The sequence below is a fragment of the Oerskovia jenensis genome (genome assembly GCF_016907235.1).
GTDB lineage: Bacteria > Actinomycetota > Actinomycetes > Actinomycetales > Cellulomonadaceae > Oerskovia > Oerskovia jenensis.
The window spans coordinates 1,304,363-1,330,717 of sequence record NZ_JAFBBO010000001.1; the positions used below are offsets into that span (position 1 = coordinate 1,304,363).

The 26,355-nt window shown below is 73.4% G+C and carries 20 protein-coding genes; 12 read left to right on the forward strand and 8 right to left on the reverse strand.

The features are described from left to right. Positions 1–2: 2 nt before the first annotated feature. Complete coding sequence (locus JOD49_RS05825) at positions 3–1,496, reverse strand: ATP-binding protein (protein WP_205306358.1); 1,494 nt, start codon at positions 1,494–1,496, stop codon at positions 3–5. Positions 1,497–1,653: 157 nt separating this feature from the next. On the opposite strand from JOD49_RS05825, the gene JOD49_RS05830 reads away from it, so the two are divergent. Both JOD49_RS05830 and JOD49_RS05835 read left to right on the forward strand, forming a co-directional pair. Further along, a complete protein-coding gene (locus JOD49_RS05830; protein ID WP_205306359.1) occupies positions 1,654–3,360 on the forward strand; it encodes a PspC domain-containing protein in 1,707 nt (568 codons plus the stop codon). Continuing rightward, entirely contained in the window at positions 3,357–4,178 is an 822-nt protein-coding gene (locus tag JOD49_RS05835; protein WP_205306360.1) for a hypothetical protein, read from the forward strand. Before JOD49_RS05830 ends, JOD49_RS05835 begins: the two co-directional genes overlap by 4 nt. A 145-nt stretch (positions 4,179–4,323) precedes the next feature. Here JOD49_RS05835 and JOD49_RS20685 read toward each other — a convergent pair whose 3' ends face one another. Continuing rightward, a complete protein-coding gene (locus JOD49_RS20685) occupies positions 4,324–5,127 on the reverse strand; it encodes a hypothetical protein (protein WP_307822414.1) in 804 nt (267 codons plus the stop codon). A 139-nt stretch (positions 5,128–5,266) separates the two neighbouring features. On the opposite strand from JOD49_RS20685, the gene JOD49_RS05845 reads away from it, so the two are divergent. Then, positions 5,267–6,430: a glycosyltransferase family 4 protein gene (locus JOD49_RS05845; RefSeq protein WP_205306361.1), complete on the forward strand. Its 1,164-nt coding sequence runs from the start codon at positions 5,267–5,269 to the stop codon at positions 6,428–6,430. Between the two features lie 4 nt (positions 6,431–6,434). On the opposite strand, the gene JOD49_RS05850 is transcribed toward JOD49_RS05845, so the two are convergent. The 3 genes from JOD49_RS05850 to thiE all read right to left on the reverse strand — a co-directional run bounded on the left by JOD49_RS05850 (position 6,435) and on the right by thiE (position 9,628). Next, positions 6,435–7,127, reverse strand: coding sequence for a DUF2314 domain-containing protein (locus JOD49_RS05850; RefSeq protein WP_205306362.1), 693 nt, complete (start codon positions 7,125–7,127; stop codon positions 6,435–6,437). Between the two features lie 202 nt (positions 7,128–7,329). Further along, positions 7,330–8,907, reverse strand: coding sequence for a glutamine-hydrolyzing GMP synthase (gene guaA, locus JOD49_RS05855; RefSeq protein WP_205306363.1), 1,578 nt, complete (start codon positions 8,905–8,907; stop codon positions 7,330–7,332). Positions 8,908–8,980: 73 nt separating this feature from the next. Then, complete coding sequence (gene thiE / locus JOD49_RS05860) at positions 8,981–9,628, reverse strand: thiamine phosphate synthase (protein WP_205308837.1); 648 nt, start codon at positions 9,626–9,628, stop codon at positions 8,981–8,983. A gap of 267 nt (positions 9,629–9,895) precedes the next feature. On the opposite strand from thiE, the gene thiO reads away from it, so the two are divergent. The 3 genes from thiO to JOD49_RS05875 all read left to right on the forward strand — a co-directional run bounded on the left by thiO (position 9,896) and on the right by JOD49_RS05875 (position 12,435). Beyond that, positions 9,896–11,233, forward strand: coding sequence for a glycine oxidase ThiO (gene thiO, locus JOD49_RS05865; protein ID WP_205306364.1), 1,338 nt, complete (start codon positions 9,896–9,898; stop codon positions 11,231–11,233). A gap of 85 nt (positions 11,234–11,318) precedes the next feature. Next, on the forward strand, positions 11,319–11,549 hold the full coding sequence (thiS, locus tag JOD49_RS05870) for a sulfur carrier protein ThiS (protein ID WP_205306365.1): 231 nt from the start codon (positions 11,319–11,321) through the stop codon (positions 11,547–11,549). 76 nt (positions 11,550–11,625) lie between these two features. Further along, a complete protein-coding gene (locus JOD49_RS05875) occupies positions 11,626–12,435 on the forward strand; it encodes a thiazole synthase (RefSeq protein ID WP_239525914.1) in 810 nt (269 codons plus the stop codon). 85 nt (positions 12,436–12,520) lie between these two features. On the opposite strand, the gene moeB is transcribed toward JOD49_RS05875, so the two are convergent. Beyond that, positions 12,521–13,972 carry a molybdopterin-synthase adenylyltransferase MoeB gene (gene moeB, locus JOD49_RS05880; protein WP_205306367.1) on the reverse strand — a complete coding sequence of 484 codons (1,452 nt, stop codon included), beginning with the start codon at positions 13,970–13,972 and terminating at the stop codon, positions 12,521–12,523. Then, the gene (locus JOD49_RS05885; RefSeq protein WP_205306368.1) at positions 13,969–14,406 is read right to left on the reverse strand and encodes a DUF3817 domain-containing protein; all 438 of its coding nucleotides are present in this window, start codon (positions 14,404–14,406) and stop codon (positions 13,969–13,971) included. The genes moeB and JOD49_RS05885 overlap by 4 nt, the downstream gene beginning before the upstream one ends. A gap of 64 nt (positions 14,407–14,470) precedes the next feature. On the opposite strand from JOD49_RS05885, the gene JOD49_RS05890 reads away from it, so the two are divergent. The 3 genes from JOD49_RS05890 (at position 14,471) to JOD49_RS05900 (ending at position 19,025) form a co-directional block, all read left to right on the forward strand. Further along, complete coding sequence (locus JOD49_RS05890; protein ID WP_205306369.1) at positions 14,471–16,336, forward strand: ABC transporter ATP-binding protein; 1,866 nt, start codon at positions 14,471–14,473, stop codon at positions 16,334–16,336. Continuing rightward, on the forward strand, positions 16,333–18,066 hold the full coding sequence (locus JOD49_RS05895; RefSeq protein ID WP_205306370.1) for an ABC transporter ATP-binding protein: 1,734 nt from the start codon (positions 16,333–16,335) through the stop codon (positions 18,064–18,066). The genes JOD49_RS05890 and JOD49_RS05895 overlap by 4 nt, the downstream gene beginning before the upstream one ends. A gap of 254 nt (positions 18,067–18,320) precedes the next feature. Next, on the forward strand, positions 18,321–19,025 hold the full coding sequence (locus tag JOD49_RS05900) for a YceI family protein (RefSeq protein WP_205306371.1): 705 nt from the start codon (positions 18,321–18,323) through the stop codon (positions 19,023–19,025). Here the strand turns inward: JOD49_RS05900 and JOD49_RS05905 are convergent. After that, positions 19,006–20,058, reverse strand: a complete 1,053-nt coding sequence (locus JOD49_RS05905; RefSeq protein WP_307822415.1) for an SURF1 family protein — start codon at positions 20,056–20,058, stop codon at positions 19,006–19,008. The genes JOD49_RS05900 and JOD49_RS05905 overlap by 20 nt on opposite strands. A gap of 242 nt (positions 20,059–20,300) precedes the next feature. On the opposite strand from JOD49_RS05905, the gene JOD49_RS05910 reads away from it, so the two are divergent. From JOD49_RS05910 to JOD49_RS05920, 3 genes are read left to right on the forward strand one after another with little or no spacing between them, the layout of a single operon-like run. Further along, positions 20,301–22,796 carry a phosphoketolase family protein gene (locus JOD49_RS05910; protein WP_205306372.1) on the forward strand — a complete coding sequence of 832 codons (2,496 nt, stop codon included), beginning with the start codon at positions 20,301–20,303 and terminating at the stop codon, positions 22,794–22,796. After that, positions 22,793–24,997, forward strand: coding sequence for a phosphate acetyltransferase (gene pta, locus JOD49_RS05915; protein WP_205306373.1), 2,205 nt, complete (start codon positions 22,793–22,795; stop codon positions 24,995–24,997). The genes JOD49_RS05910 and pta overlap by 4 nt, the downstream gene beginning before the upstream one ends. Next, positions 24,994–26,337: an acetate/propionate family kinase gene (locus JOD49_RS05920; RefSeq protein ID WP_205306374.1), complete on the forward strand. Its 1,344-nt coding sequence runs from the start codon at positions 24,994–24,996 to the stop codon at positions 26,335–26,337. The genes pta and JOD49_RS05920 overlap by 4 nt, the downstream gene beginning before the upstream one ends. Positions 26,338–26,355: the final 18 nt, after the last annotated feature.

The window sequence follows — 26,355 nt, forward strand, 5'->3', positions numbered from 1 at the left end:
GGTCACAAACGCTCCTGGGTCGATCGGGCGGGCTGGCCGGGCCGCTGCGCGGTGGCAGGGACCGGGCCCGGCGGGGGCGACGTCACCGGCTCCTCGTGCCCGGCGGGTGTCGCGGCCTCGTCGGGCTCCACCGGCATCCTAGGTCCGGGCACCGGTCCCGCCGCGGTCTCGGCGGCGCGGTGCACCTTGAGCCGCACCTCGGTCCCCCACCCCGGCCGTGAGACGACCTCGGCGCTGCCTCCCTTGCGCGTGACTCGTCCGATGATCGACTCGCGCACCCCGAAACGGTCCTGGGCGATGTCCTTCATCTCGAAGCCGTCCCCGCGATCGCGGACGAACACCTCGACCGCGTCGCCCGAGACCTCGAGGTAGACCGAGACGGGTGGGCACCCATGGGCCACGGCGTTCACGAGGGCCTCGCGGGTGGCCTGGAGCAGCGCGGTGGTCTCGTCGGTCGGGGCGCAGTCCCCGACCACGACGACGTCGACGACGACGGCCGCCGTCCCCGCCGATCCCCCGTCTCCGACGGTTCCTGCCGCGCTGACCCCCGCGGCAGGCGCCGCGGCCCCCGCCGCGAGCCGCCAGCTCTGCCGGTCCTCGACCTCTCCCACGAGCGTGCGGAGCTCGGCCGCCAGCGATGTACCAGGAGCAGGTCGGTCGTTGTACAACCACTCGCGGAGCTCTCGCTCCTGCGCGCGGGCGAGCCGCGCGACGGTGTCGGCATCCGCCGCGCTCGCCCGGATGAGGGCCAGGGTCTGGAGCACCGAGTCGTGCAGGTGCGCCGCGATGTCGGCCCGCTCGGCCTCGCGCGCACGGGCGGCCCGCTCGTCGCCCAGCTCCCGCACGAGGCGCAACCACCACGGGGCGAGTACGATCGCCGCCCCCGCGAGGACCGCGAGGGACGCGACGGTCGCCCGCACCATCACGGCGGCGGACGAGTCCTGTCCCACCAGGAGCAGCACCCCCACGAGCACCAGCACGAGACCACCCGCGAGCCGCACCACCCCGGCCGGGGTGCGGCCCCCCGCCCTCGACAACCACCGCCCCCGCTGGGCTGCGTCGAGCTGGGACCAGGCCAGCGCCGTGCCCGCGAGGGCGATGAGGACCGGCAGGACCCAGGAGACCTCGATGTTCACGCCGGCCCGCGAGGCCAGGAGCACGGCCGCCCCGCTCAGCAGGACGACCCCGATCGCGACGTCACGCACCGGCAGCTTGCGCACCCGCCCCTGGAGCCGAGGTGCGATGCGCCGCAGCGACGCGGGACGCTCCTCGTCGGCCACCTGTGCCGGGTCGCCCGCGGGCACCGTGACCCAGAGGAACACGTACAGCACGATGCCCGCGCCACCCGCGAGCGCCAGGAGACCCATCACGAGTCGTACCGCACCCACGGGAAGGTCGAGGTGCAGGCTGAGCCCACGACAGACCCCACCGACCCAGCGCCCCTGCTCGGGGCGCCGGAGCGGAAGTCTCCTGGCTGGTCGCGCGTTCCGTGTCACCCTCTGATGGTCACACGCCGCGGCGGCTCCTCCGGGCGGAACGCCCCCTTCGTGCCCCCTCGGTCCGAAAGTTCAGGGTCGACCAGCCGCAGGATCAGGGTCGGATCAGGGGATCACCCGATACCGTCCGGACGTCCTCGCGGGCCAGGCTGGAGCCATGAGCACCGAGGACACCTCCCCAGAACCCCCGGCCGGGAGCTCCGCACCGACCGGGGCGCCCCAGCAGCACGCCGGGCCCTACCCGACGAACGGCCCGAACGGCCCGTCCCCGAGCGGCGCCGGCACGCCTGGCGGCCCCGGCCAGCCCGGTACCCCCGGCAGCACGCCCCCCGAGCCCGCCGCCCAGGCCGGCGGCATGGACGGCTTCTTCGACACCGTGCGGCGCATCGGCATCTCCCGGTCCGAGGACCGCTGGGTCGGCGGCGTCGCGGGCGGGATCGGGGAGCGGTTCGGGATCGACCCTCTGATCGTGCGCGGCATCCTCGTCGTCTCGGTGTTCCTCGGCGGGGCCGGTCTCGTCCTGTACGGCCTCGCGTGGGCCCTGCTCCCCGAGGCCCGCGACGGGCGCATCCACCTCCAGCAGGCGATCCGCGGCGACTTCGACGTGGCCATGCTCGGCGCCGCGGCGACGACCATCGTCGGGCTGAGCTGGAACAGCGGCTGGCTCTCGTGGTGGCACTTCGCCGGTCTCGAGTGGCTCAACGGCCTGCTGTGGATCGCGGCCGTGATCGTCGTGGTCGTCCTGCTCGTCAACCGGCGCAGCGAGTACCGCAGGTACGCCGCGGGCCGGGGGCAGCAGCCCGGCGGCCCTGCGTTCCAGGGCGCTCCCGTACCGCCCAAGCAGCCCTACCCCGCCCAGCCCTTCACGGGCGCTCCCGCGCAGCAGGGCCCGCCCCCGCAGGGCTGGCAGCAGCCGCGCCCGCCCTACGGGGCTCCTGCCCCCGGCGCGCAGCCCGTGCCCGGGGCGACGTACCCCGCGCCTCCCGCGGCGCCGTCGGGCCCGTACGGCGCCTCGGCACCCGTCCCGCCGCAGGGCTACCCCGCCCAGCGGCCCGTCCCGCCGCAGGCGTACGCGGCCCAGCAGCAGGCCGCTGCACACCAGGCGGCCCGCGCCCACGACCACGCCCGCCGCCGGGCCGAGCGCGAGACCGAGCGCCTGCGACGCGTCGAGGAGCAGCGCGAGCGCGCGGCGCGACGTCCCCGCGGCCCCGGGACCGCGGTCGTCGGGACCACGCTCGGCGTGAGCCTCCTCGGTGCCGCGGTGCTCCTGCTCCTCGAGCGTCGCGACGTGATCGACGTCCCGTTCTTCTACACGTGGATCGGCGCGACGATCGTCCTGCTCGGGCTCGGCGTCATCGTCTCCGGTCTGCGGGGGCGCACGAGCGGCGCCCTGGGCGGCCTCGCGATCGTCACCACGATCATCGCGCTGCCGATCGCCGGCCTGAACAGCAGCATCGACAGCATCGACGCCGACCTCACGGCCCGCGTCTCCGACGCCACGTACACCGTGACCTCGATCCAGGACGCCGAGAACGGCTTCGCCTTCACGTTCGGCGACCCGGTGGTCGACCTCAGCCAGCTCGACCTGAGCGCCGTCGGGGAGGACCCGGTGGTCGTCCCGATCGACCTGAGCGCCGGGGACCTCACCGTGATCGTCCCGGCCGACACCCCCGTCGAGGCCGAGGTCCGCGTCCTCGCGGGCAACGCGACCTGGACGGTCGACGGCGAGCGTCGCTCGATCAACGGCGTCAACACCCGCCCGCACACCTTCGTCACCGACTCCGTCTCCGACGGCGTCGGCCCCGTGCTCCTGCTCGAGGTCGACGTCTCCGCCGGCGACGTGACCATCCGGGAGGAATCATGACCACCGAGAAGAACCCCTACGAGTCCGACGACACGCGCGAGACCCAGGCACTCCCGCCGGTCGACCCCACGATCGAGCTGCCCGTCACGTCGGACGAGGTCGCCGTGGACGAGGTCGCCGCGGACGAGCACGTCGAGGAGGACACCGACGACGAGGCCCCCGCCGAGGGTGGGGCGACCGAGCGCACCGACGAGGCGCTCACCGAGGCTGGCACCGACGACGACCCCGACGCGACGCAGGTCCTCGGGACCGGCCCTGCGCACGAGGCCGACCTCGCGGACGAGATCTTCCGGGGCGAGCCGACCCAGGCGCTGCCGGTCGCCGACCCCACGCTCGCCCTGCCGGTCGTTCCCCCGACCCAGGCCCTGCCCGTCCAGGCTGCACCGACCCACGTGCTGCCGGTCGGCGAGCCCGCCCCGACGCACACCCAGGCGTACCCGGTGCAGGACGCCCCCGTCGAGCCCGAGCCGGTCGTCACGCAGGCTCCGGCACCCTCCGCACCGGCACCGGGTCCCGCTCCCGCACCCCTGGTCGACCCGGCCGCGCAGTGGAACGCCACGGCGCAGCAGAAGGCACAGGCCGCGGGATCCTCGGCCGCGGGCGACGACCCGCGCGACCGCGGCCTGCGGGTCGGGACCGTCGTGTGGGGATTCGTCATCGTCGCGGTCGGGGCCGGCATCCTCGCGCTGGCCCTCGGCGCGACGTACGACCTCGACCTCGCGCTCATCGCGCTGCTGAGCGTCGCGGGCCTCGTGCTCGTGGTGAGCTCGATCGTGTCGAGCAGCCGCCGCAGCGCCCGCGAGCGCGCCAGGCGCTGAGGACGGGCCCTGAGTGCGTGGTTCGGCCGCGACTCGCCGGGCGTGTCGCAGCCGAACCGCGCACTCACGGCGCACGGGGTGAGCACGACGGCGGCGCACCGGTCCAGGGACCGGTGCGCCGCCGTCGTGCACCTGGAGCAGTACCTCAGCGCGGGGGCGTGTCCCCCGCGGGGGGCGTGGCCGGAGGCGTGTCCGTCCCGGTGGGCGGGACGCCCGGGCTCTTGGGCTCCACGAGCGGGTCGGTGTGCGTCGTCGGGACGCCCGGGCTCTTGGGCTCCACGAGCGGGTCGGTGTGCGTCGTCGGGACGCCCGGGCTCTTGGGCTCCTCGACGGGGGCCGCGTGGGTCGACGTGCGGGTCGGGGGCGTGACCGGCGGGGTCGTCGGCGTCGTCGGGGCGGGGGTGGTCGGGGCCGGCGTGACGGGTGCCGCGTGGGCCGGGGTGTGCGTCGCCGGGACCGGGGCCGCCGACAGGTTGCCGTCCGAGGAGTACCCGCCCGCGGTCTCGACCGCGACGGCCGGGCCGCTCGCGATCCGCCGCAGCGCGATCCCGATGAGGATGAACAGGATGCCCAGGCCGATGACGAGGGCCGAGACGCCGTAGGCGACGACCGACGTGAACAGCGACGCGCGCAGGAACGAGGCGTTCATGACCGTGGCGCGCCGCTCGTCGTCCTGCGGGAGCTCGGCGTAGGTCTGGCCGTCGCTGATCTCGAGCGCGTGCTTGTTGATGACCTCCGCCTGGGCGTAGGCGGTGAACGGACCGTTGACGTGACGTCCGGCGAGGAAGTCCGCGTCGTCGGACACCGTGATGTCCTCGGCCGAGAGCTGCGAGGTGACGACACCCCACGTGACGCCACCGGCGATGATCATGACTATCCCGGCGATGACGGTGAGGATCCCGATGACCCCTACGCCCTTCGCCGGCCGAACCGTGACAGTGCTGGACATTGCGATATCCCTCCCCGAGCCGATTCTTTGATGTCAACGTAGCGACGATTCGTCGTTTCCGCCGGACGAACGGTCCGTTCACTCCCGAAACAGACCACCCGGGCACGGGACGTGGACGCGTCGATGGGAGAATCCCGGGGTGAGGATCACCCATGTGACGGACTGCTACCTGCCGCTGCTCGGCGGCATCGAGACCCAGGTGAGCCGACTCGCGGCCCAGCAGGCCGCGGCCGGCCAGCACGTCGAGGTGGTCACCACGACGCCCGCGGCGCCGGGCGAGCACGGCGTGAGCCGCGAGGTGCACGACGGCGTCACGATCCACCGCGTCGCGGCCCGGATCCCCGGTGGCTACCCCGTGCACCCGCGCGCGGCCCACCACGTGACGCGCATCCTGCGGGACGCGCGACCCGACGTCGTGCACCTGCACATGGGCGTCCTGACGCCGTCGGTGCAGGCGTCGCTCAAGCCCGTCGCCCGCCTCGGTCTGCCCGCGGTCCTGACCGTGCACAGCGTGTGGGGCTCGGCCGAACGCTGGTTCGCCGCGCTCGACCGCGTGACGCACTGGTCACGGCTGCCGATCCTGCTGTCGGCCGTGAGCGAGCTGACCGCGGCCCCGCTGCGGCGCATCGCCGGGCCCGACGTGCCCGTCGAGATCCTGCACAACGGCCTCGACCTCGACGAGTGGGCCGTGCCGCGCGTCGAGCGCGACGCGCGCGGCGAGGGCAAGGCCGTGCACGTCGTCGCCGCGACCCGGTTCGCGCCGCGCAAGCGGGTCCTGCCCCTGCTCGAGTCGATCCGGCAGGCCGTCGAGCGCCTCCCCCACGACGCGCTGTTCGCGACGATCGCGGGCGAGGGCCCCGAGCTCGACGCGGCCCGCCGCTTCGTCAAGGAGCACGGGCTCTCGTCGACGGTCAGCCTCCCGGGGCGCCTCGGCGCGCACGAGCTCAAGCGCCTCTACTCGCGCGCCGACGTGTTCGCGGCCCCCGCGGTCCAGGAGTCGTTCGGGATCGCGGCCCTCGAGGCGCAGGCCGCGGGCCTGGTCGTCGTGACGCGCGCGGAGTCGGGCGTGGCCGAGCGCCTGACGGACGGGGTCGACGGCCTGCTCGCCGCCGACGACGCCGCGATGACCGACCAGATCGTGCGCCTCGTGGAGCAGGACGGCCTGCTCGACCGCATCGTCGCGCACAACCGCGCGGTCCGGCCGTCGAGCGGGTGGCCGAGCGTGCTGGCGGACGTCGAGAAGGCCTACGAGAAGGCGGCTGAGTACCGCGAGGAACTCGCCGCCCGTACCACGCGGGGCTGATCGCTCAGCCCGGGGGACGGTCGTCGAGGTCCAGGACGTGCCGACGTTCGAAGGCGACCCGGTCCCCCGCGAGCAGGCCCGTGATGCCTGCCGGGTCGTTGTCGAGCGCGCCGACCATGCGGTCACCGTCCACCTCGGTCACGAGCACCCACATGCGTTCCCCGATGCCCTCGTCGGGGAGGAACACGAGCTTGACGAGGGTGCCGGGGACCACGCCCGAGGTGTCCTCAGGGATCGGGTAGGTCTCGGGGTGCTGCGCGTTCCAGGCGACGACGTCGCGGAGCGACCACGGCTCGGGTTCCGGCCGCTGCCCGGGGCTGCCGTCCTCCGGCAGGTCCCGCAGCATCCCGTCCTGCTTGCGGTCGAGCGTGCCGTCGTCGAGCATCTGCTCCACGGTCCGGGAGGTGTACGGCCCGAGGACGGTCCACGGACCCACCGTCTCAGCGTGCACGGCCCGGATCGCGATCTGTCCCCGGCGCAGCGGGGCCCTCGCGAGCCCGGGGTCGAGCATCAGCACGTCGTGGAAGTGCACGAGCACCGGCTGGGACTCGGGTGCCTCGACCGCCGAGACATACGTCCAGCCATCCGCCCACCGCAGGACCCTGGTCACGGGCTGGCCCTGCTCCAGGACCTCGACGCTCGAGACCACGAGCTCGTCGAGCGCGGGCACCTGCGCGCGCCGGGAGCGGCCGAACATCAACTTTCCCCGGAGAAGCAGGGGCGAGCAGCACGGCGTTCCATGACGGGAAGGTACCGCAGAGCCGCCGAGGCCGTCCGCAGGCGGTGCGCTCCGCCGTCGGGCCTGCGGGTGCGGCCCGACCCCGCACCACCCCGAACGCCGACGGGCCGGCCCCCGCAGATCGCTCTGCGGGGGCCGGCCCGTCTGGCTCAGCGGGAGGTCACTCCCACTCGATGGTGCCCGGCGGCTTGCTCGTCACGTCGAGCACGACACGGTTGACGTCCTTGACCTCGTTCGTGATGCGCGTCGAGATGATCGCGAGGACGTCGTACGGCAGACGGGTCCAGTCCGCGGTCATGGCGTCCTCCGAGGAGACGGGGCGCAGCACGATCGGGTGACCGTAGGTGCGGCCGTCGCCCTGGACGCCGACCGAGCGGACGTCGGCCAGGAGCACCACGGGGCACTGCCAGATCTCGTCGTCCAGCCCGGCCTTCGTGAGCTCCTCGCGCGCGATCGCGTCCGCTGCGCGCAGGATCTCCAGGCGCTCGGCCGTGACCTCGCCGACGATGCGGATGCCGAGCCCGGGGCCGGGGAACGGCTGACGGGCCACGATGACCTCGGGCACGCCGAGCTCGCGGCCCACGGCGCGGACCTCGTCCTTGAACAGGGCCCGCAGCGGCTCGACGAGCGAGAACTGCAGGTCGTCGGGCAGGCCGCCCACGTTGTGGTGGCTCTTGATGTTCGCGGTGCCCTCGCCGCCGCCGGACTCGACGACGTCCGGGTACAGGGTGCCCTGCACGAGGAACTTGACCTCACCACCGTGCTCGCCCGCGTCCGCGACGATGTCGCGCGCCGCCTGCTCGAACGCGCGGATGAACTCGCGGCCGATGATCTTGCGCTTGGTCTCCGGGTCCGAGTGGCCCGCGAGCGCCGAGAGGAAGCGCTGCTTCTCGTCCATGACGACGAGCTTGACGCCCGTGGCCGCGACGAAGTCGCGCTCGACCTGCTCGACCTCGCCCGCGCGCAGCAGGCCGTGGTCGACGAACACGCACGTGAGCTGGTCGCCCACGGCCTGCTGGACGAGTGCCGCGGCGACAGAGGAGTCGACGCCGCCGGACAGGCCGCAGATGACGCGGGAGTCCCCGACCTGCTCGCGGATGAGCGCGATCTGGTCGGCGATGACGTTGCCCGGGGTCCAGTCGCCGGCGAGGCCGGCGCCCTGGTAGAGGAAGTTCTCGAGGGCCTTCTGGCCCAGCGGGGAGTGCTTGACCTCGGGGTGCCACTGCACGCCGTAGAGGCGGCGGCCCGTGTCCTCGAAGGCCGCGACCGGGGAGCCGGCCGAGGTCGCGAGGACCTCGAAGCCCTCGGGGGCCGCGTGCACGGCGTCGCCGTGGCTCATCCAGGCGGTCTGCTGGTCGGGCGAGCCCGCGAGGAGGGCACCGGCCTGGCAGACCTCGACGGCCGTGCCGCCGTACTCGCTGAGGCCGGTCTGCGCGACCGTCCCACCGAGCGCCTTGGCCATGGCCTGGAAGCCGTAGCAGATGCCCAGGACGGGCACGCCGGCCTCGAACAGCGCGGGGTCCACGAAGGGCGCGCCCTGCGCGTACACGGACGACGGACCGCCGGACAGGATGATCGCTGCCGGGTCCTTGGCGAGCATCTGCTCGACGGTGAAGGTGTGAGGGACGATCTCCGAGTACACCTTGGCCTCACGCACGCGACGCGCGATCAGCTGGGCGTACTGTGCGCCGAAGTCGACGACCAATACGGGCCGGGGGGCTGAGGGGGTGGGTGTCACCACCTCAGGATAGTTGGCCCGGCGCCTATCCCCGGCATCGGTCCAGCACGTGCGACGGGGATCACTGCGCGCGTCAGGCGGGCAGCCGCTCGCGCAGCCCGCGCGCGGCCCGCTCGGGGTCGGTGGCACCCGTGATCGCGCGGACCACGACGATGCGCTCGGCCCCCGCGTCGAGCACCTGGTCGAGCCTGTCGGCGTCGATGCCGCCGATCGCGAACCACGGCGTCGTCGGCCGGGTCTCCGCGACCTGCCGCAGCAGGTCGAGCCCGACGGCGTCGCGCCCCGGCTTGGTCGGCGTCGCCCAGAGCGGTCCCACGCAGAAGTAGTCGACCTCGGGATCCGCCTCGGCGGCCGTGGCCTGGGCGAGCGAGTGCGTCGAGCGGCCCAGCAGCGGGCCCGCACCCAGGAGCGACCGCACCGCGGGCACGGGCAGGTCGCCCTGACCCATGTGCACCACCGGGGCTCCCGTCAGGAGGGCGACATCGGCCCGGTCGTTGACCGCCCACAGCGCCCCGTGCTCGGTCGCGACGCGCGCGACGACCTCCTGCAGCTCGAGCTCGCGCGCGACGTCGAGACCCTTGTCGCGGAGCTGGACCACGTCGACCCCGCCCGCGAGCGCCGCGTGCAGGAAGTCCTCGAGGTCGCCGCGCTCCTCGCGCGCGTCGGTGCACAGGTACAGCCGGGCCGCGCGCAGACGCTCGACCGCGGCCTGGCGGGTCACGTGGGTGGCGTCGCGGACGTCGGAGAGGTGGCGGGGCGCGGGGTGCGGTCGGCGCTCGGCGTCGCCGGTCGGGGCGGTGGTCACGGCGCCCAGGATAGGCACGGCCCGTGCGGCGCGCGGTCGTGGCGCACCTCGTGGTCGCTCCGCGGCCCGACCCCGGCCGCGTTGTAGGGTGGCCGCGAAGCACGGGAGCCCCGCACGGGGCTGAGAGGGCGAGAGCCGACCGTCGAACCTGATCTGGGTCATGCCAGCGAAGGGAGCGAGCGCATGAGCGCAGCCCTGTCCACCGATCGTCCTGCCGCCCCCGCGCGCCCACCGGGGCGCGGCGAGAGCCCGGGGCACGCGGCGCCGTCGGGCCGCGCGAGCGAGAGAAGCCGTCCGGCGAGCGCCGACGACGAGCCCGAGGACGCCACGGACGTCCTCGTGGTGGGCGGGGGCGTCATCGGGCTCACCGCGGCGTGGCGGGCCTCGCGTGCCGGCCTGCGTGTGACCGTCCTGGACCCCTCCCCGGGGGACGGCGCGACGCATGCCGCGGCCGGGATGCTCGCGCCCGTGACCGAGGCCGACTTCGGCGAGGAGGCCGCGCTGCGCCTGGGTGCCGACTCCGCGGCGCGCTGGCCCGCGTTCGCGGCCGAGCTCGAGGCCGACTCGGGACTCGACGTGGGGCTGCGGGCCACGGGCACGCTCACCCTGGCCTACGACGGCGACGACCTGACCCTCGGGCGGCGCGTGCGCGCGCTGCAGGAGGAGTGGGGGCTCGACTCGACCGAGATCTCGGTCGCGGCCGCCCGGGAGCGCGAGCCGCTCGTGGGACAGCGGGTCGCCGGGGCGTTCTGGGCACCGGGTGACCACCAGGTCGACCCGCGGGCCGTGCACCGCGCCCTGACCTCCGCCCTCGCACGCGACCCGCGCGCCGCCGTCGTGCGCCGCCGGGCCGGCCGGCTGCTGCGGGCCGCCGGTCCCAGCGCACCGGGACCCGGCTCCCCCGTGACGGGCGCGCTCGACGACGCGGGCGTCGAGCACCGCGCCGGGACCGTGGTCCTCGCGGCCGGGGCCGACTCGGGGAGCCTGCTCGCGGGCGTCCCCGAGGTGCGCGCCCCGACCCGTCCGGTGAAAGGGCAGACGCTGCGGCTCGACGCCCCGCCCTGGTTCACGCTCGACCACGTGGTGCGCGGGATCGTGCAAGGGCGTCCGGTGTACGTCGTACCCCGTACGCCCGGGCCGGACGGGCACCGCGAGGTCGTGGTCGGCGCGACGAGCGAGGAGCATCCCGACGACCGGCGTGCGACCGCGGGCGGTGTCTTCGCGCTCCTGCGCGACGCGCGCGCGCTCCTGCCCGGCCTCGACGAGCTGGCCCTGGTCGAGGTCACCCCTCGCGTGCGCCCGGGCACGCCCGACAACCTGCCGTTCCTGGGGCCCACCACCGTCCCCGGCCTGGTCCTCGCGACGGGCCACTACCGCAACGGGGTCCTGCTCGCCCCGGTCACGGGGGCCGCGGTCGACGCACTCCTGGCCGGGGCCCCGTTGCCCCCCACGGTCGCGGCGATCGACCCGATGCGCTTCTCCCCCGCCCCCGCTCCTGCCCCGTCGAGCTCCTCGAGATAGAGGGCTCGCGTCGAGCGAGAGCGTCCGAGCCCTCTACCCCGACGACATCCCTCTACCTCGTCACCCCTACCTCCCGGAGGACCCCATGACCGGCACCGCCCTCGTCAACGGCGACCCCTACCCCCTCGCCGCCCCCACGACCGTCGCTGCCCTCGTGGCCACGCTGCTGCCCGGGCTCGCCGCCGACACCGGCGACGTCCCCCGGGGCGTCGCGGTCGCGATCGACGACGCCGTGCTCCCGCGCAGCACGTGGGGCTCCACGACCCTGCGCGACGGCGACCGCGTCGAGGTCGTCACGGCGGTGCAGGGTGGTTGACACCAGGCAGGACACGGACCGCACGGCCGACGACGCGCTCGTGGTCGCGGGCGTGCCGCTCTGCTCACGCCTCGTCATGGGCACGGGCGGCGCCGCGAACCTCCTCACGCTCGAGGAGGCCCTCGTGGCGTCGGGGACCGCGCTGACGACCGTCGCCATGCGCCGCGTCGCGCGGGTGCGCCCGTCGGGTGGCGCGGGCGGCGACGGGGGTGCCGGCGAGACCGGCATCTGGGGCCTGCTCGACCGCCTCGGCATCCACGCCCTGCCCAACACCGCGGGCTGCTTCTCGGCCAAGGAGGCCGTCCTCACGGCCCACCTGGCCCGCGAGGCGTGCGGCACGGACTGGGTCAAGCTCGAGGTGATCGCGGACGACGTGACGCTCCTGCCCGACCCGATCGGCCTCGTCCAGGCCGCCGAGACCCTGGTCCGCGACGGCTTCACCGTCCTGCCCTACACCAACGACGACCCGATCCTCGCGCGCCGCCTCGAGGACGTGGGCTGCGCTGCCGTCATGCCGCTCGGCGCGCCCATCGGGTCGGGGCTCGGCATCCTCAACCCGCGCAACATCGCGGCCATCGCGGCCGCGGCCCGCGTGCCCGTGATCCTGGACGCGGGGATCGGGACCGCGTCGGAGGCCGCGCACGCCCTCGAGCTCGGGTGCGACGGGGTTCTCCTGGCGACCGCGGTCACCCGCGCAGCCGACCCGGTGCGCATGGCCACGGCCATGCGGCTCGCGGTCGAGGCCGGGCGTCTCGCCGCGCTCGCGGGCCGCATCCCGCGGCGCGAGCAGGCGCTCGCGAGCTCACCGGTCGACGGGATGGTGGGCCGGGCGGGACTCACGGGGTCCGGCCTGCTGGGCGCCGGGAACCTCGACCTGGCCTTGTGACCAGTTCGCCGAGGTAGAGGCTTCTCGTCGAGGCAGAGGCTTCCGGCCCTCTCCCTCGACGGCAGGCCTCTCCCTCGGCAGACGGTCAGTACGTCGGGCGTCCCGGCTCGACGTCCCGCACCCACGCCAGGATCCCGCCCTCGACGTTGCGCGCGTCCACGCCCGCGGTCCGGGCCAGGGCCGCGACCCGGTCGGACCGGCCTCCGACCTTGCACAGCACCGCCACGGTCCGGTCGCGCGGAAGGTCCGCGAGCGCCGCAGCCGCGCCGGGCCCCGCGTAGACCCCGCTCGGGACGACGAGCGCGCCGTCGATCGCGACGATCTGCGTCTCCCAGTCCTCGCGCACGTCGAGCAGCAGCACCTCGTCGTGGGGGTCGGCGAGGCGCGCGGCGAGCTCCCGGGCCGTCAGGCTCGTGGGCGCTACCGCGACGGGGTGGGTCCCCGGCGACGTCAGGCCGTCGCCCGCTCGCTCGCTCGTCGAGGTGCTGCCCGACGGCGCCGCTCCCGTCCCCGGGACCGGCCCGCCCGCCGCGTCGCTCGTGGCAGGCTCGGGGCGTCCGCGCGCAGCGGCTGCCCCCGCCCCGCCCGGCTCCCCCGCCACCCGGGCGAGGTCGACCGCGAGGCGAGCGTCCGCCGTCGGGCCGGAGAAGAGACCCGACCCGGAGGAGACGGCCGCCGCCGCCCCGGCCCCCGCCGGGGCGACCCCGCAGAACGCCTCGTAGGCGTGGTCCCCTGCCAGGAGCTGGGTCACGGGGACGCGGGCCGGGTCGGCGCGGATCGTGAGGTGGCGCCACGTGAGCTCGAGCGAGTCGTAGACCGCGAGACGGCCCAGGAGCGTGCGGCCGGCCCCCGTGATCAGCTTGATCGCCTCGGTCGCCATGACCGAGCCGACCGTCCCGCACATGGCACCCAGGACGCCGCCCGTCGCGCAGTCGGGCACCGTGCCGGGCGGCGGCGGCTCGGGGAAGACGTCACGGTAGACGACGCCCTCCCCGACCGGAGGCGCCGACCAGAAGACGCTGACCTGGCCCTGGAAGCGGAAGATCGAGCCCCACACGCACGGGATGCCCGCGATCTCGGCGGCATCGCCCACGAGGTAGCGGGTCGCGAAGTTGTCGGTCCCGTCCAGGACGACGTCGTAGCCGTCCAGGACGTCCAGGACGTTGCCCGCGTCGAGACGCTGCTCGTGCACCCGGACGCTCACGTGCGGGTTGACCTCGGCGATCGCGTCCCGCGCGGAGGCGACCTTGGGCCGCCCCACGTCCGATCCGCCGTGGATCACCTGGCGCTGGAGGTTGGAGACCTCGACGCGGTCGTCGTCGACGATGCCGATCGTCCCGACGCCGGCCGCCGCGAGGTAGAGCAGCGCCGGGCTGCCCAGCCCGCCCGCGCCCACGACCAGCACGCGCGCGGCACGCAGCCGCTGCTGCCCCTCGACCCCGATCCCCGGCAGGGCCAGGTGCCGCGAGTAGCGGGCCAGCTCCTCAGGGCCGAGCGGCTCGGTCGAGGGAGCGACCAGCGGCGGCAGCGAGGTCATCGCGCGTACTGGGCGACGAGGGCGTCGAGCTTGGCCTCGGCCTCGCGGTGGACCTTCTTCTCCAGGATGAACGACATGACGGGCACGACGCCCGCGAAGACCATGGTGGCCAGACGGCCCCAGCTCCAGCGCATCTTGGACCACAGGTCCAGGACCGTCACGAGGTAGACCACGTAGACCCAGCCGTGCGCGAACGGGATCCAGCCCACGAAGCGCATCACGCCGTCGACGTCGACGAACTGGCCGACGCCGTACTTGACGATCATCTCGACGCACAGGATCAGGAGCATCACACCGGTGATGAGGGCCATCACGCGGTAGCGCTGGAGCGCGCCGCGGGCCTTGCGGACGGCGCGGTCCACGACCTCCTGCGACGGGGCGTCCGCCACGGCGTCGGAGGTCTTCTGCGAGCCGGCGGGGTCGGGCGTGGTCATGGGAAGGTTTCCTTACGCTGAGCGAAAATCCGTGGCCCGGTGTCGGTGGCCACACCTAATGTTAATGACCGTGCGCCCCCTCCCCCTCCCCGACCCTGGCACCCCTCCGCTCACCGGCCCCGGTGCCTTCCTGTGGTGGCTCGCGCGCCGCCAGTGGGGCATCCTCCTGGCCGCCGTCCTGCTCGGCATGGTCACGTTCGTGTGCCAGGCGGTGATGCCCTACGTGCTGGGCCGCGCGCTCGACGAGGGCCTCGACGAGGGCTTCGGCGCCGTCCTTCTCGGGTGGGCCGCGGTCATGCTGGGCCTCGGCCTGGTCCAGGTGGGGGCGGCCGCGCTCGGCCACCGCTTCGACATCGAGAACTGGCTGCGCTCTGCCTTCACCACCTCGCAGCTCGTGGGCGACACCGTGGCGCGCTCGGGGCACACCATCACCGACGAGCTCCCCACGGGAGAGGTCGTGTCCGCGGTCGCGTCCGACGCGCTGCGCGTCGGCGAGGTCTACGCGATCGCGGCGCGCTTCGCGGGCTCCCTCATGGCGTACGCCGTGGTCGCGGGGATCATGCTGAGCACCTCGCTCCAGCTCGGCCTCGTGGTGATCCTCGGGCTGCCCGTCGTCGCGGGCATCCTCGCGTTCCTCGTCAAGCCCCTCCAGCAGCGCCAGGCCGCGCAGCGCGAGGCGTCCGGCCGGTTGACCACCCTGGGCGCGGACACCGTCTCGGGCCTGCGCATCCTGCGCGGCATCGGCGGCGAGAAGGTCTTCACGGACCGCTACCGCACCCAGTCGCAGGCCGTGCGCGAGACGGGCGTGCGGGTCGCGACCACGCAGTCCTACCTCGACGGGCTCCAGGTCCTGCTGCCGGGGCTGTTCGTCGCCCTGGTCCTGTACCTGGGCGCGCACGCGGCCGTGGCCGGGGACATCAGCCCCGGGCAGCTCGTCGCGTTCTACGGGTACGCCGCGTTCCTGTCGTGGCCGCTGCAGATCGCGACCCAGACGCTCCAGATCACCACGCGCGCCCACGTGGCCGCGAAGAAGCTCGTCAAGGTCCTCTCGGTCGTCCCCGCGACGGGCGCGACCCCGGGCACGGCGTCCGCGCCGTCCGCCGGGTCGGTCCTGGTCGACGACGCGAGCGGCGTCGAGCTCACGCCCGGCCGCGTGGTCGCGCTCGTGAGCGTGGACCCGGACGAGTCGGCACGCATCGCCACGCGCATGGGCCGGTTCGACGACGTCGCGGAGGCGGGCACGCCCGTGCACCTGGGCGGGATCCGGCTCTCCGACCTCGACAAGGACGTGGTGCGCGAGCGCATCGTCGTGGCGGAGGCGACGCCCCACCTGTTCTCGGGCGTGCTCGGCGAGGAGATCGACGTGCGGGGCGGGAGCCTCGAGGCCGAGCTCCTGCGGGCCGTCATGATCGCCGACGCGCACGACGTGCTGGACTCGGTCCCGGACGGGCTCGCCGGAGAGCTCCCCGAGAAGGGCCGCTCGCTGTCCGGCGGTCAGCGCCAGCGCGTGGCCCTGGCCCGGGCGATCCTCACCGACCCCGAGATCCTGATCCTGATCGAGCCCACGAGCGCGGTCGACGCCCACACCGAGGCCCGCATCGCCGAACGCCTCGCCGAGGTCCGACGCGGGTGCACCACGCTCGTCGTGACCGCGAGCCCGCTCGTGCTCGACCACGTCGACGACGTCCTGTTCGTCGAGGACGGCCGCGTCGTCACGCACGGCACGCACCGTGAGCTCCTGCACCGCCCGCTCGACGCCCACCAGGGTGAGGAGGCGGCACGCTACCGCGCCGTCGTCGGGCGCTCGATGGACGAGGCCCCCGCCGACACGGCCGATCCCGGCGCGGGCACCGGTACCGACCTGACGACCCCCGACCACCTGACCACGGGCTCCGCCGAGCTCACCGACGCCTCGAAGGGCGTGTCATGAAGCTCCCCATCGCCGACGCCTCCCAGGTCCGCCAGCACACCGCCTACCTCGTCCGTGAGCACCGACGGCCGCTCATCGGGCTCGCGGTCCTGCACACCGTCGCGGCGATCGCCGGGCTCGCGGGCCCGTGGATCCTGGGGCGGCTCGTCGACGCGGTCGCCCAGGGCACCACGTCGGCCTACGTGAACCAGGTCATCGCGATCGGCGTGGCCGCGGTGCTCGTCCAGGCCGTGCTCATCCGCTACGCCCAGAAGTCGTCGATGATCTTCGGGGAGACGGTCTTCGCCGAGCTGCGCGAGGACTTCCTGGAGACGGTCACGACGCTGCCGCTGTCGACCGTCGAGCGGGCCGGCACGGGCGACCTCGTGGCGCGCACGACCAACGACGTCAACCGTATCCAGCACGCCGTGCGCTTCGGGGTGCCCCGTCTCATCGTCGCGGTCGTCACGATCGCACTCACGGTCGTCGCGAGCATGCTGACCTCGCCGCTCGTGGCCGTGTCGCTGTTCGTGGGGGTCCCGCTGCTGGTCGTCGTCTCGCGCTGGTACCTGCGCCGGGCCTCGCCCGGCTACCAGCGTGAGTCCGCCGCCTACGCCGCGCTCAACGGCACCATCACCGAGTCCGTCGAGGGGGCCCGGACGGTCGACGCGCTGCGCCTGGGTGCCCGTCGCCGGGGCCGTGTCGAGGCGGACCTGCGCGAGGCGTTCGCGGCCGAGAAGTACACGCTGAACCTGCGCACCGTCCTGTTCCCCGCGGTCGACCTCACGTTCGTCCTCGCGCCCGTCGCGGTCATCGTGTGGGGCGGCTACCTGCTCTCGACGGGGCACGCGACGATCGGCGCCGTGACGACCATCGCCATGTACGCGTTCCAGCTCGCGGGCCCGGTGTGGGAGCTCATCTTCTGGCTCGACGAGATCCAGGTCGCCGCGACCTCGCTCGCCCGGATCGTGGGCGTCAAGCTCGTCGAGGGCGACCGCGAGGCCGGGGACGAGGTGCCCTCCGACGAGCACGTCGTGGCGAGGGACGTCGAGTACGCGTACCGCGAGGGGCACAACGTGCTGCACGGGATCGACCTCGACCTCGCGGTGGGCGAGCGCCTCGCGGTCGTCGGCCCGTCCGGCGCGGGCAAGTCGACGCTCGGGCGCATGCTCGCCGGCATCCACCCGCCCACGGGCGGGTCGGTCACGGTCGGCGGTGTCGAGCTGGTCGACCTCCCGCTCGACGACCTGCGCCGTCACGTCGCCCTGGTCACGCAGGAGCACCACGTGTTCGTCGGCTCGCTCGCGGACAACCTCCGCCTGGCCGACGAGCACGCCGACGACGACGCGCTGCGCGCCGCGCTGACCGCGGTCGACGCCCGGGACTGGGTCGAGGCGCTGCCCGACGGGCTCGCGACCGAGGTCGGCTCGGGTGGGCACGTGCTCACGCCTGCGCAGGCCCAGCAGGTCGCCCTCGCGCGGCTCGTGCTGCTCGACCCGCACACCCTGATCCTCGACGAGGCGACGTCCCTCCTGGACCCGCGCGCGGCCCGGCACCTCGAGCGTTCGCTCAACGCGGTCCTCGAGGGACGCACGGTCGTCGCGATCGCGCACCGCCTGCACACCGCGCACGACGCCGACCGGGTCGCCGTCGTGGACGGCGGGCGCATCACCGAGATCGGGCCGCACGACGAGCTGGTCGCGGCGGGCGGGGACTACGCGCGCCTGTGGAGCTCCTGGCAGCAGGAGTAGCCCGTCCCCTCGCGGGGGACCATTCAGGGCGTGGCCGGACACCGGCCACGCCCTGAACGCTGTCCCGCGACGCCCTGACCTGCCGGTACGCTCGCGCCGTCCCGACGTGTCCCGGCGCAGCCCGACGACCCGCCGGGACGACGAGGTCCTCGGCACACACCCGGATGCACAGCAGACATGACGCCCTGCTTCCAGGCATTCCCCAGGAAGAGCCCTCAGGATTGGTTGAACGTTCAACGAGGATGCGAGGGGCCATGAAGAAGACGATCGCGCTGACCGTCGGGATCGCGATGCTGTGCGCGCTGCTCCTGCTCGGAGGGACGTGGGTCTATGCCCGCTCGCAGGCCGGCACCGAGGCCGCTCCCCTGTCGATCGGCTCGGCAGCGCCCAGCGACGACGCCTCGGCCGCCTCGGGCTCGTCGGGCGCGTCCGTCGACGGCGTCCAGGACGGCGTCTACGCCGTGGACATCGAGTCCCAGGCGGGCTACCGCGTCGACGAGGTGCTCTCCGGGCAGGACGTGACCGTGGTCGGCCGCACGAGCGACGTGCGCGGCGAGGTCACCGTCGAGGGCGGCGTCCTCACCGCGGCGAGCATCGAGGTCGACATGACGACCATCGAGACCGACGACTCGGGCCGCGACCGGCAGTTCCTGCGCATCCTCGACACCGGCGAGCACCCGACCGCGACCTTCGTCCTCACGGCTCCCGTCGACCTCTCCGGTCTGGCGACCGGCAGCGCGACGGTCCAGGCGTCCGGCACGCTCACGATCAAGGGCGTCTCGCACGAGGTGACCGCGACGCTCGAGGCCCGGACCACGGGCGGCGGGGCGCAGGTCAGCGGCTCGATCCCCGTGACGTTCTCCGACTACGGTGTCGCCGCGCCGAACCTCGGCTTCGTCCAGGTCGAGGACGCGGGGACCGTCGAGATGCTGCTCGAGCTCACACCGTCGGACGGCTGACCGGGTCGCCGCTCGACGCGGCCCCGCCGGTCGCGCCGGACCCGCCGGTCGCGCCGGACCCGCCGGTCGCGCCGGCCTGCCCGGTCCCACCGGCCTGCGCGGTCCCACCGCCCTGCCCGGTCCCACCGTCCTGCGCGGTCCCACCGGTCCCGGGGCCCTCGCCGCGCGGCGAGGGCGGCAGGTCGGGCAGTCCCGCGATCCCGCCGCCGACGCCGTCCGAGCGCTTGCGACCGCCTGCGGCCTCGTCGCGCACGAGACGGACCCAGAGCGCCACGGCGAACAGCCCGAAGATCCACCACTGGAGCGCGTAGAACGCGTTCTGGACGTTGACCCCGTTGCCGCCCTCGATGGTCGGCCGGGGCAGGAGGTGAGGGCCGCCGTCGGCCGCCGAGACCTGCGCCGGGTCCGACTCCATGAGCACGAGGTACCCGCCGTAGATCGGGTTGCCCCACGCGTTGGCGAGCGCCGCCGAGGAGATCGAGTCGGTCTGCCCCTCGGGCAGCCCGCCCGTCCCTGCGGCCTCGGAGGCCTGCAGGTACGCGGTGAGCCGCACCTCTCCGGACGGGACCTCGAGGGCCGGGCCGTCCGCCGTCGGGACCCAGCCACGGACGACCGGGACCACGGGCGGGCCGGACAGGTCGGCCCACGACGCTCCCCCCGTGCCGTCGTCGCTCACGCGCAGGGGCGTCAGGACCAGGTAGCCCGTGCGACCGTCGAGCGCGCGTCCCGCGACCAGGAGCTGCCCCTCGGGCTCGTACTCGCCCTCGACCCAGGCCTGACGGCCCACGAGCTCCCCCGGGAAGGTCGACTGCGGGGGAAGCAGCACGCCGAGCCCCTCGGGGCCCGCTGCCTCGGCCTCGGCGACCTCGTGCTGCTCGGCGAGCTCGGCCCGCTCGTAGGCACGGTCGAGCTGCCACACCCCGAGGCGGCCGCACACGCCCGCCGCCAGGAGGAAGAGCAGCAGGAAGCCGATCATGCGGGGGCTGCGGGCGACAGCCCAGAAGCCGGGGCGAGAGGGGGCCTGGTCGGACACGACTCCACGGTAGCCGGGCCGGGGTGACCCGAGAGAATCCTCGACCCTCGACGTGACCCAGCCCACTCCCGGCGGCCCGCACCGCCCGTCCGGGACCTCCAGGCGACCCCGTCGGGACCTTCGTCCTTTTCTGCTCGACCGGACGCACCTCACATCCCGCGGGGCCGTCGAAACCATGCGTTGCCCCCATGAATGAGGTTGTATGAAGGTGCCACCATTCCCCGGTACAGCTGGAGCGTGCGATGACTACGACCACCTCGCGTCCGACAGAAGGAAGCCCTTGGCGATCCGCCGAGGTCGCCCCCCTCTCCGAGGAGACGCTCGCCCGCGTCGACGGGTGGTGGCGGGCCGCCAACTACCTCTCGGTCGGCCAGATCTACCTGCTGGCGAACCCCCTGCTGCGTGAGCCGCTCACCCGGGACGACGTCAAGCCACGCCTGCTCGGGCACTGGGGCACGACGCCCGGCCTGAACTTCCTCTACGCGCACCTGAACCGTGCGATCGTCGAGCGCGAGCAGTCGACCATCTACATCACGGGCCCCGGCCACGGCGGCCCAGGACTCGTCGCGAACTCCTACCTCGAGGGCACGTACTCCGAGGTCTACTCGGACATCACCCAGGACACCGAGGGCCTGCGGCGCCTGTTCCGCCAGTTCTCGTTCCCGGGCGGGATCCCCTCGCACGTCGCCCCCGAGACGCCCGGCTCGATCCACGAGGGCGGCGAGCTCGGCTACGCCCTCTCGCACGCGTACGGTGCCGCGTTCGACAACCCGGACCTGCTGGTCGCCGCGGTCGTGGGCGACGGCGAGGCCGAGACAGGCCCCCTGGCCACGAGCTGGCACTCGAACAAGTTCGTCAACCCGGTCAACGACGGCGTCGTCCTGCCGATCCTGCACCTCAACGGGTACAAGATCGCGAACCCGACGATCCTCGCGCGCATCAGCGACGACGAGCTGCGCGACCTCATGATCGGCTACGGCCACACCCCGTACTTCTTCACGGGCGGGTTCGACGACGAGGACCACGACGAGGTCCACCGCCGCTTCGCGGTCCTGCTCGACGAGGTGCTCAACCACATCGCCCAGATCAAGGCCGACGCCGCGGCGGGCGACGACGAGCGCCCGGCCTGGCCCATGATCGTCTTCCGCACGCCCAAGGGGTGGACGGGACCCAAGTCGATCGACGGCAAGAAGACCGAGGACTCGTGGCGCTCGCACCAGGTGCCGCTCGCGAGCGCGCGCGACACCCCCGAGCACCTGCAGGACCTCAAGGACTGGCTCGACTCCTACCGCGTCCACGAGCTGTTCGACGACAAGGGCCACCTCGACGCGGACATCGCCCGCCTGGCACCACGCGGCACGCTGCGCATGAGCGACAACCCGCACACCAACGGCGGCCTGCTGCTCAAGGACCTGCGCCTGCCCGACTTCCGCGACTACGCGGTCGAGGTCAGCTCGCCCGGTGGGGGTCTGTCCGAGGCGACCCGGGTCCTGGGCCAGTGGCTCACGGACGTCGTGCGCCTCAACCCGGACAACTTCCGGATCTTCGGCCCCGACGAGACCGCGTCGAACCGCCTCCAGGCGGTGTACGAGGTCACGGACAAGCAGTGGAACGCGGACTTCTTCGGGCCCGACGTCGACGAGCACCTCGCGCGCGCGGGTCGCGTCATGGAGATGCTCTCCGAGCACCAGTGCCAGGGGTGGCTCGAGGGCTACCTGCTGACGGGCCGCCACGGCCTGTTCTCGTGCTACGAGGCGTTCATCCACATCATCGACTCGATGTTCAACCAGCACGCCAAGTGGCTCAAGATCACCAACGACATCCCGTGGCGCCGCCCGATCGCGAGCCTCAACTACCTGCTCTCGAGCCACGTGTGGCGCCAGGACCACAACGGCTTCAGCCACCAGGACCCGGGCTTCATCGACCACGTCGTGAACAAGAAGGCCGAGATCGTCCGCGTCTACCTGCCGCCGGACGCCAACACCCTGCTCTCGACGTACGACCACGTCCTGCGCTCGCGCCAGTACGTGAACGTCGTGGTCGCGGGCAAGCAGCCGGCACCGAACTTCCTCACCATGGACCAGGCGATCGCGCACTGCACGCGAGGGCTGGGGATCTGGGAGTGGGCCGGCACCGAGGTCCCGGGCGAGGACCCCGACGTGGTGCTCGGCTGTGCGGGCGACGTCCCGACCCTGGAGACGCTCGCCGCGGCCGACCTGCTGCGTCAGCACCTGCCCGAGCTCAAGGTGCGCGTCGTCAACGTCGTGGACCTCATGCGCCTGCAGGACGAGAAGGAGCACCCGCACGGGCTCTCCGACCGCGACTTCGACACGCTCTTCACCACGGACAAGCCCGTGGTCTTCGCCTACCACGGCTACCCGTGGCTCATCCACCGCCTGACCTACCGCCGCAACGGGCACGAGAACATCCACGTGCGCGGCTACAAGGAGGAGGGCACGACCACCACGCCGTTCGACATGGTCATGCTCAACGACCTCGACCGGTTCCACCTGGTGATCGACGTCATCGACCGCGTGCCCTCGCTGCGCTCGAAGGCCGCCGGTCTGCGCCAGAAGATGGTCGACGCCCGGCTCGAGGCGCGGCAGTACACGAGAGAGCACGGCGAGGACATCCCCTCGGTCCGTGACTGGGTGTGGCCCGACGCGGGCGACACCGCGACAGAAGGGAGCGGCCCGTCGTACGACGCGGCCGCCGCTACCGGAGGCGACAACGAGTGACCAGCACCGCCCGATCCATCTACCTCGCCTCACCCGAGGGCGAGACGGGGAAGTCCACGATCGCACTGGGCGTCCTCGACCTGCTGACCCGCCGGGTCCAGCGGGTCGGGGTCTTCCGGCCCGTGACGAGGACCGCCCCGAGCTCCGTCGCGGGGGCCACCGCCCCCGTCGACGGGGAAGGTTCCGCCGCCGCACCCGGCTCCGCGGACCGTGACTACGTGCTCGAGCTGCTGCTCGCGCACGACGGCGTCGACCTGACCTACGAGGAGGCCATGGGCGTCACGTACGACGACGTCCACGCCGACCCCGAGGCCGCCCTGGCCCAGATCGTCGCCCGGTACCACGAGGTCGCCAAGCAGTGCGACTTCGTGGTGATCGTCGGGACCGACTACACGGACGTCGCGGGACCGACCGAGCTCGCGTTCAACGCGCGCATCGCGGCCAACCTGGGCGCCCCGGTGCTCCTGGTCGTCTCGGGACGTGACCGCACGCCCGAGGCCATCGCGAACCTGACCGAGGTCAGCGTCAACGAGCTGCGCTCGAACCACGCCCAGCCGATCGCGGTCGTCGCCAACCGGTGCCGCCCCGAGAGCATCGACGCCGTGCGTGCCCAGCTCAGCGCGATCACCCCGGAGGTCCCGGGGGCCCACCCGTCGTCGGGCTCGCTGACCGGGTGGGCCATCCCGGAGGACCCCTTCCTCAACGCGCCGACCGTGGCCGCGATCATGGAGGCCGTGGGCGGTCACCTCGCGCTCGGCGACCCCGAGCTGCTGGGCCGCGAGGTCCTCGACCTGCTGGTCGGGGCCATGTCGCTCGAGCACCTGCTCGAGAAGCTCGTCGACGGCGCCGTGGTCATCACGCCCGGGGACCGCAGCGACATCCTCATCGGCCTGCTCGCCGCTCACCAGGCGCGCAACTTCCCGTCGCTCGCGGGCATCGTCCTCAACGGCGGGTTCTACCCGACGGACTCGACCGGTCGCCTGGTCGAGGCTCTCGACCCGAGCCTGCCGATCATCCGCACGGACCTCGGGACGTTCCGCTCGGCGAGCGCCGCGTCGCGGGTCAAGGGCCGGGTGTCCAAGGAGTCGCAGCGCAAGGTCGACACGGCGCTCGCGCTGTTCGAGCAGAACGTCGACGGCGCCGCGCTCCTCGCGGGGCTCGAGGTGCCCCGCCCCGAGGTCGTCACGCCGCTCATGTTCGAGTACGAGCTGCTCTCGCGGGCTCGCGCGGACCGCAAGAACATCGTGCTGCCCGAGGGCGACGACGACCGCATCCTGCGCGCGGCCTCGACCCTGCTGGGCCGTCAGGTCGCGGACCTGACGATCCTGGGCGACGAGCAGTCGATCCGTACGCGCGCGACCGAGCTCGGCCTGGACATCGACGCGGCGACCGTGATCGACCCGCACGACCCCGAGCTCGTCGAGCGCTTCGCCGAGGAGTACACGAAGCTGCGGGCCCACAAGGGCATGACGGTCGAGCGCGCCCGGGAGATCGTCCCGGACGTGTCGTACTTCGGCACCATGATGGTCCACCTGGGCCTGGCCGACGGCATGGTCTCGGGGGCCCGGCACACGACCGCGCACACCATCAAGCCGTCGTTCGAGATCATCAAGACCGTGCCGGGTGTCTCGGTCGTGTCCTCGGTGTTCCTCATGTGCCTCGAGGACCGTGTCCTGGTCTACGGCGACTGCGCCGTCAACCCGGACCCGACCGACACGCAGCTCGCCGACATCGCGATCTCGTCGGCCGCGACCGCGCTCCAGTTCGGGATCGACCAGCGCGTGGCGATGCTGTCCTACTCGACGGGCGAGTCGGGCTCGGGCGTGGACGTGGACAAGGTGCGTTCGGCGACCGAGCTGGTCCGCAGCCGCCGCCCCGACCTGTTCGTCGAGGGCCCCATCCAGTACGACGCCGCGGTCGACGCGTCCGTGGCGGCGTCCAAGATGCCGGGCTCGGACGTCGCGGGCAAGGCGACGGTCTTCATCTTCCCCGACCTCAACACGGGCAACAACACCTACAAGGCGGTCCAGCGCTCGGCGGGCGCCATCGCGGTGGGCCCGGTCCTCCAGGGCCTCAACAAGCCCGTGAACGACCTCTCGCGCGGTGCCCTGGTCCAGGACATCGTCAACACCGTGGCCATCACGGCCATCCAGGCACAGGCGGGCTCGACCGAGCCCGGCACGAACGGAGCACCCGCATGACCGTCCTCCCGGAGCACGAGCGCTCGAACCCGTACTCGGCGTACGGGGCGCACGGCTCGGTCCTCGTGATGAACTCGGGGTCGTCCTCGCTCAAGTACCAGCTCGTCAACCCGGTCGGCGGCGAGGCCATCGCCGCCGGGACCATCGAGCGCATCGGTGAGTCGAACGGCGTCATCAAGCACCGTTTCGCGGGCAACACGACCACGCGCGAGGAGCCCGTCCGCGACCACGCCGAGGCGCTGCGCATCGCGCTCTCGCTGTTCGACGAGGTCGGGCCGCGGCTCGCGGACGCCAACGTCTACGCGGTGGGTCACCGCGTCGTCCACGGCGGTGCCCTGTTCTCCCGTCCCGTGCTCGTGGACGACGAGGTCGAGCGCCAGATCCTGGACCTGGCGCCCCTCGCGCCGCTGCACAACCCGGCGAACGTCACGGGCATCTCGGTCGCCCGCGAGCTCCTGCCGGACGTCCCGCACGTCGCGGTGTTCGACACGGCGTTCTTCTCGTCGCTGCCCGAGGCCGCCTCGACGTACGCCCTGGAGAAGGAGACCGCGAAGAAGTACGGCGTGCGCCGGTACGGCTTCCACGGCACGAGCCACCACTACGTGTCGGGCAAGGTCGCGCGCGTCCTGGGCCGCCGCCTGCAGGACCTCAACATCATCGTGCTGCACCTCGGCAACGGCGCGTCGGCCTCGGCCGTGCGCGGCGGTGTCGCGGTCGACACGTCGATGGGCCTGACCCCGCTCGAGGGCCTGGTCATGGGGACCCGCACCGGGGACATCGACCCCGCGGTGATCTTCCACCTCGCCCGCAACGCGAACATGTCGATCGACGAGCTCGACGACCTGTTCAACAAGCGCTCGGGCATCAAGGGGCTCGCGGGCGAGAACGACTTCCGCGCCCTGCACGAGCTGATCGCCGCGGGCGACGAGGACGCGAAGCTCGCGCTCGACGTGTACATCCACCGCCTGCGCAAGTACATCGGCGCGTACATGGCCGTGCTGGGCCGCATCGACGTCATCGCGTTCACGGCCGGCGTGGGCGAGAACGACGACATCGTGCGCGCCCAGGTCGTCGAGGGCCTCGCGGGCCTGGGCATCGCGGTCGACCCGGAGCGCAACGCGGTCCGCAGCAAGGAGCCGCGCGTCATCTCGCCCGACTGGACGAGCACGCTGGTCATGGTCGTGCCGACCATGGAGGAGCTCGCGATCGCCCGCCTGAGCGTGGAGATCGTGGAGGAGACCGAGAAGGCCGGCAAGCCCGTCACGTTCCCGCCGGCGGCGTCGGCACCCACCTCCGCGCCCGAGGCGCCGCAGGAGACCGAGGCCCCCCAGGAGTCCTGACCTCCCCCGCACGTCGTC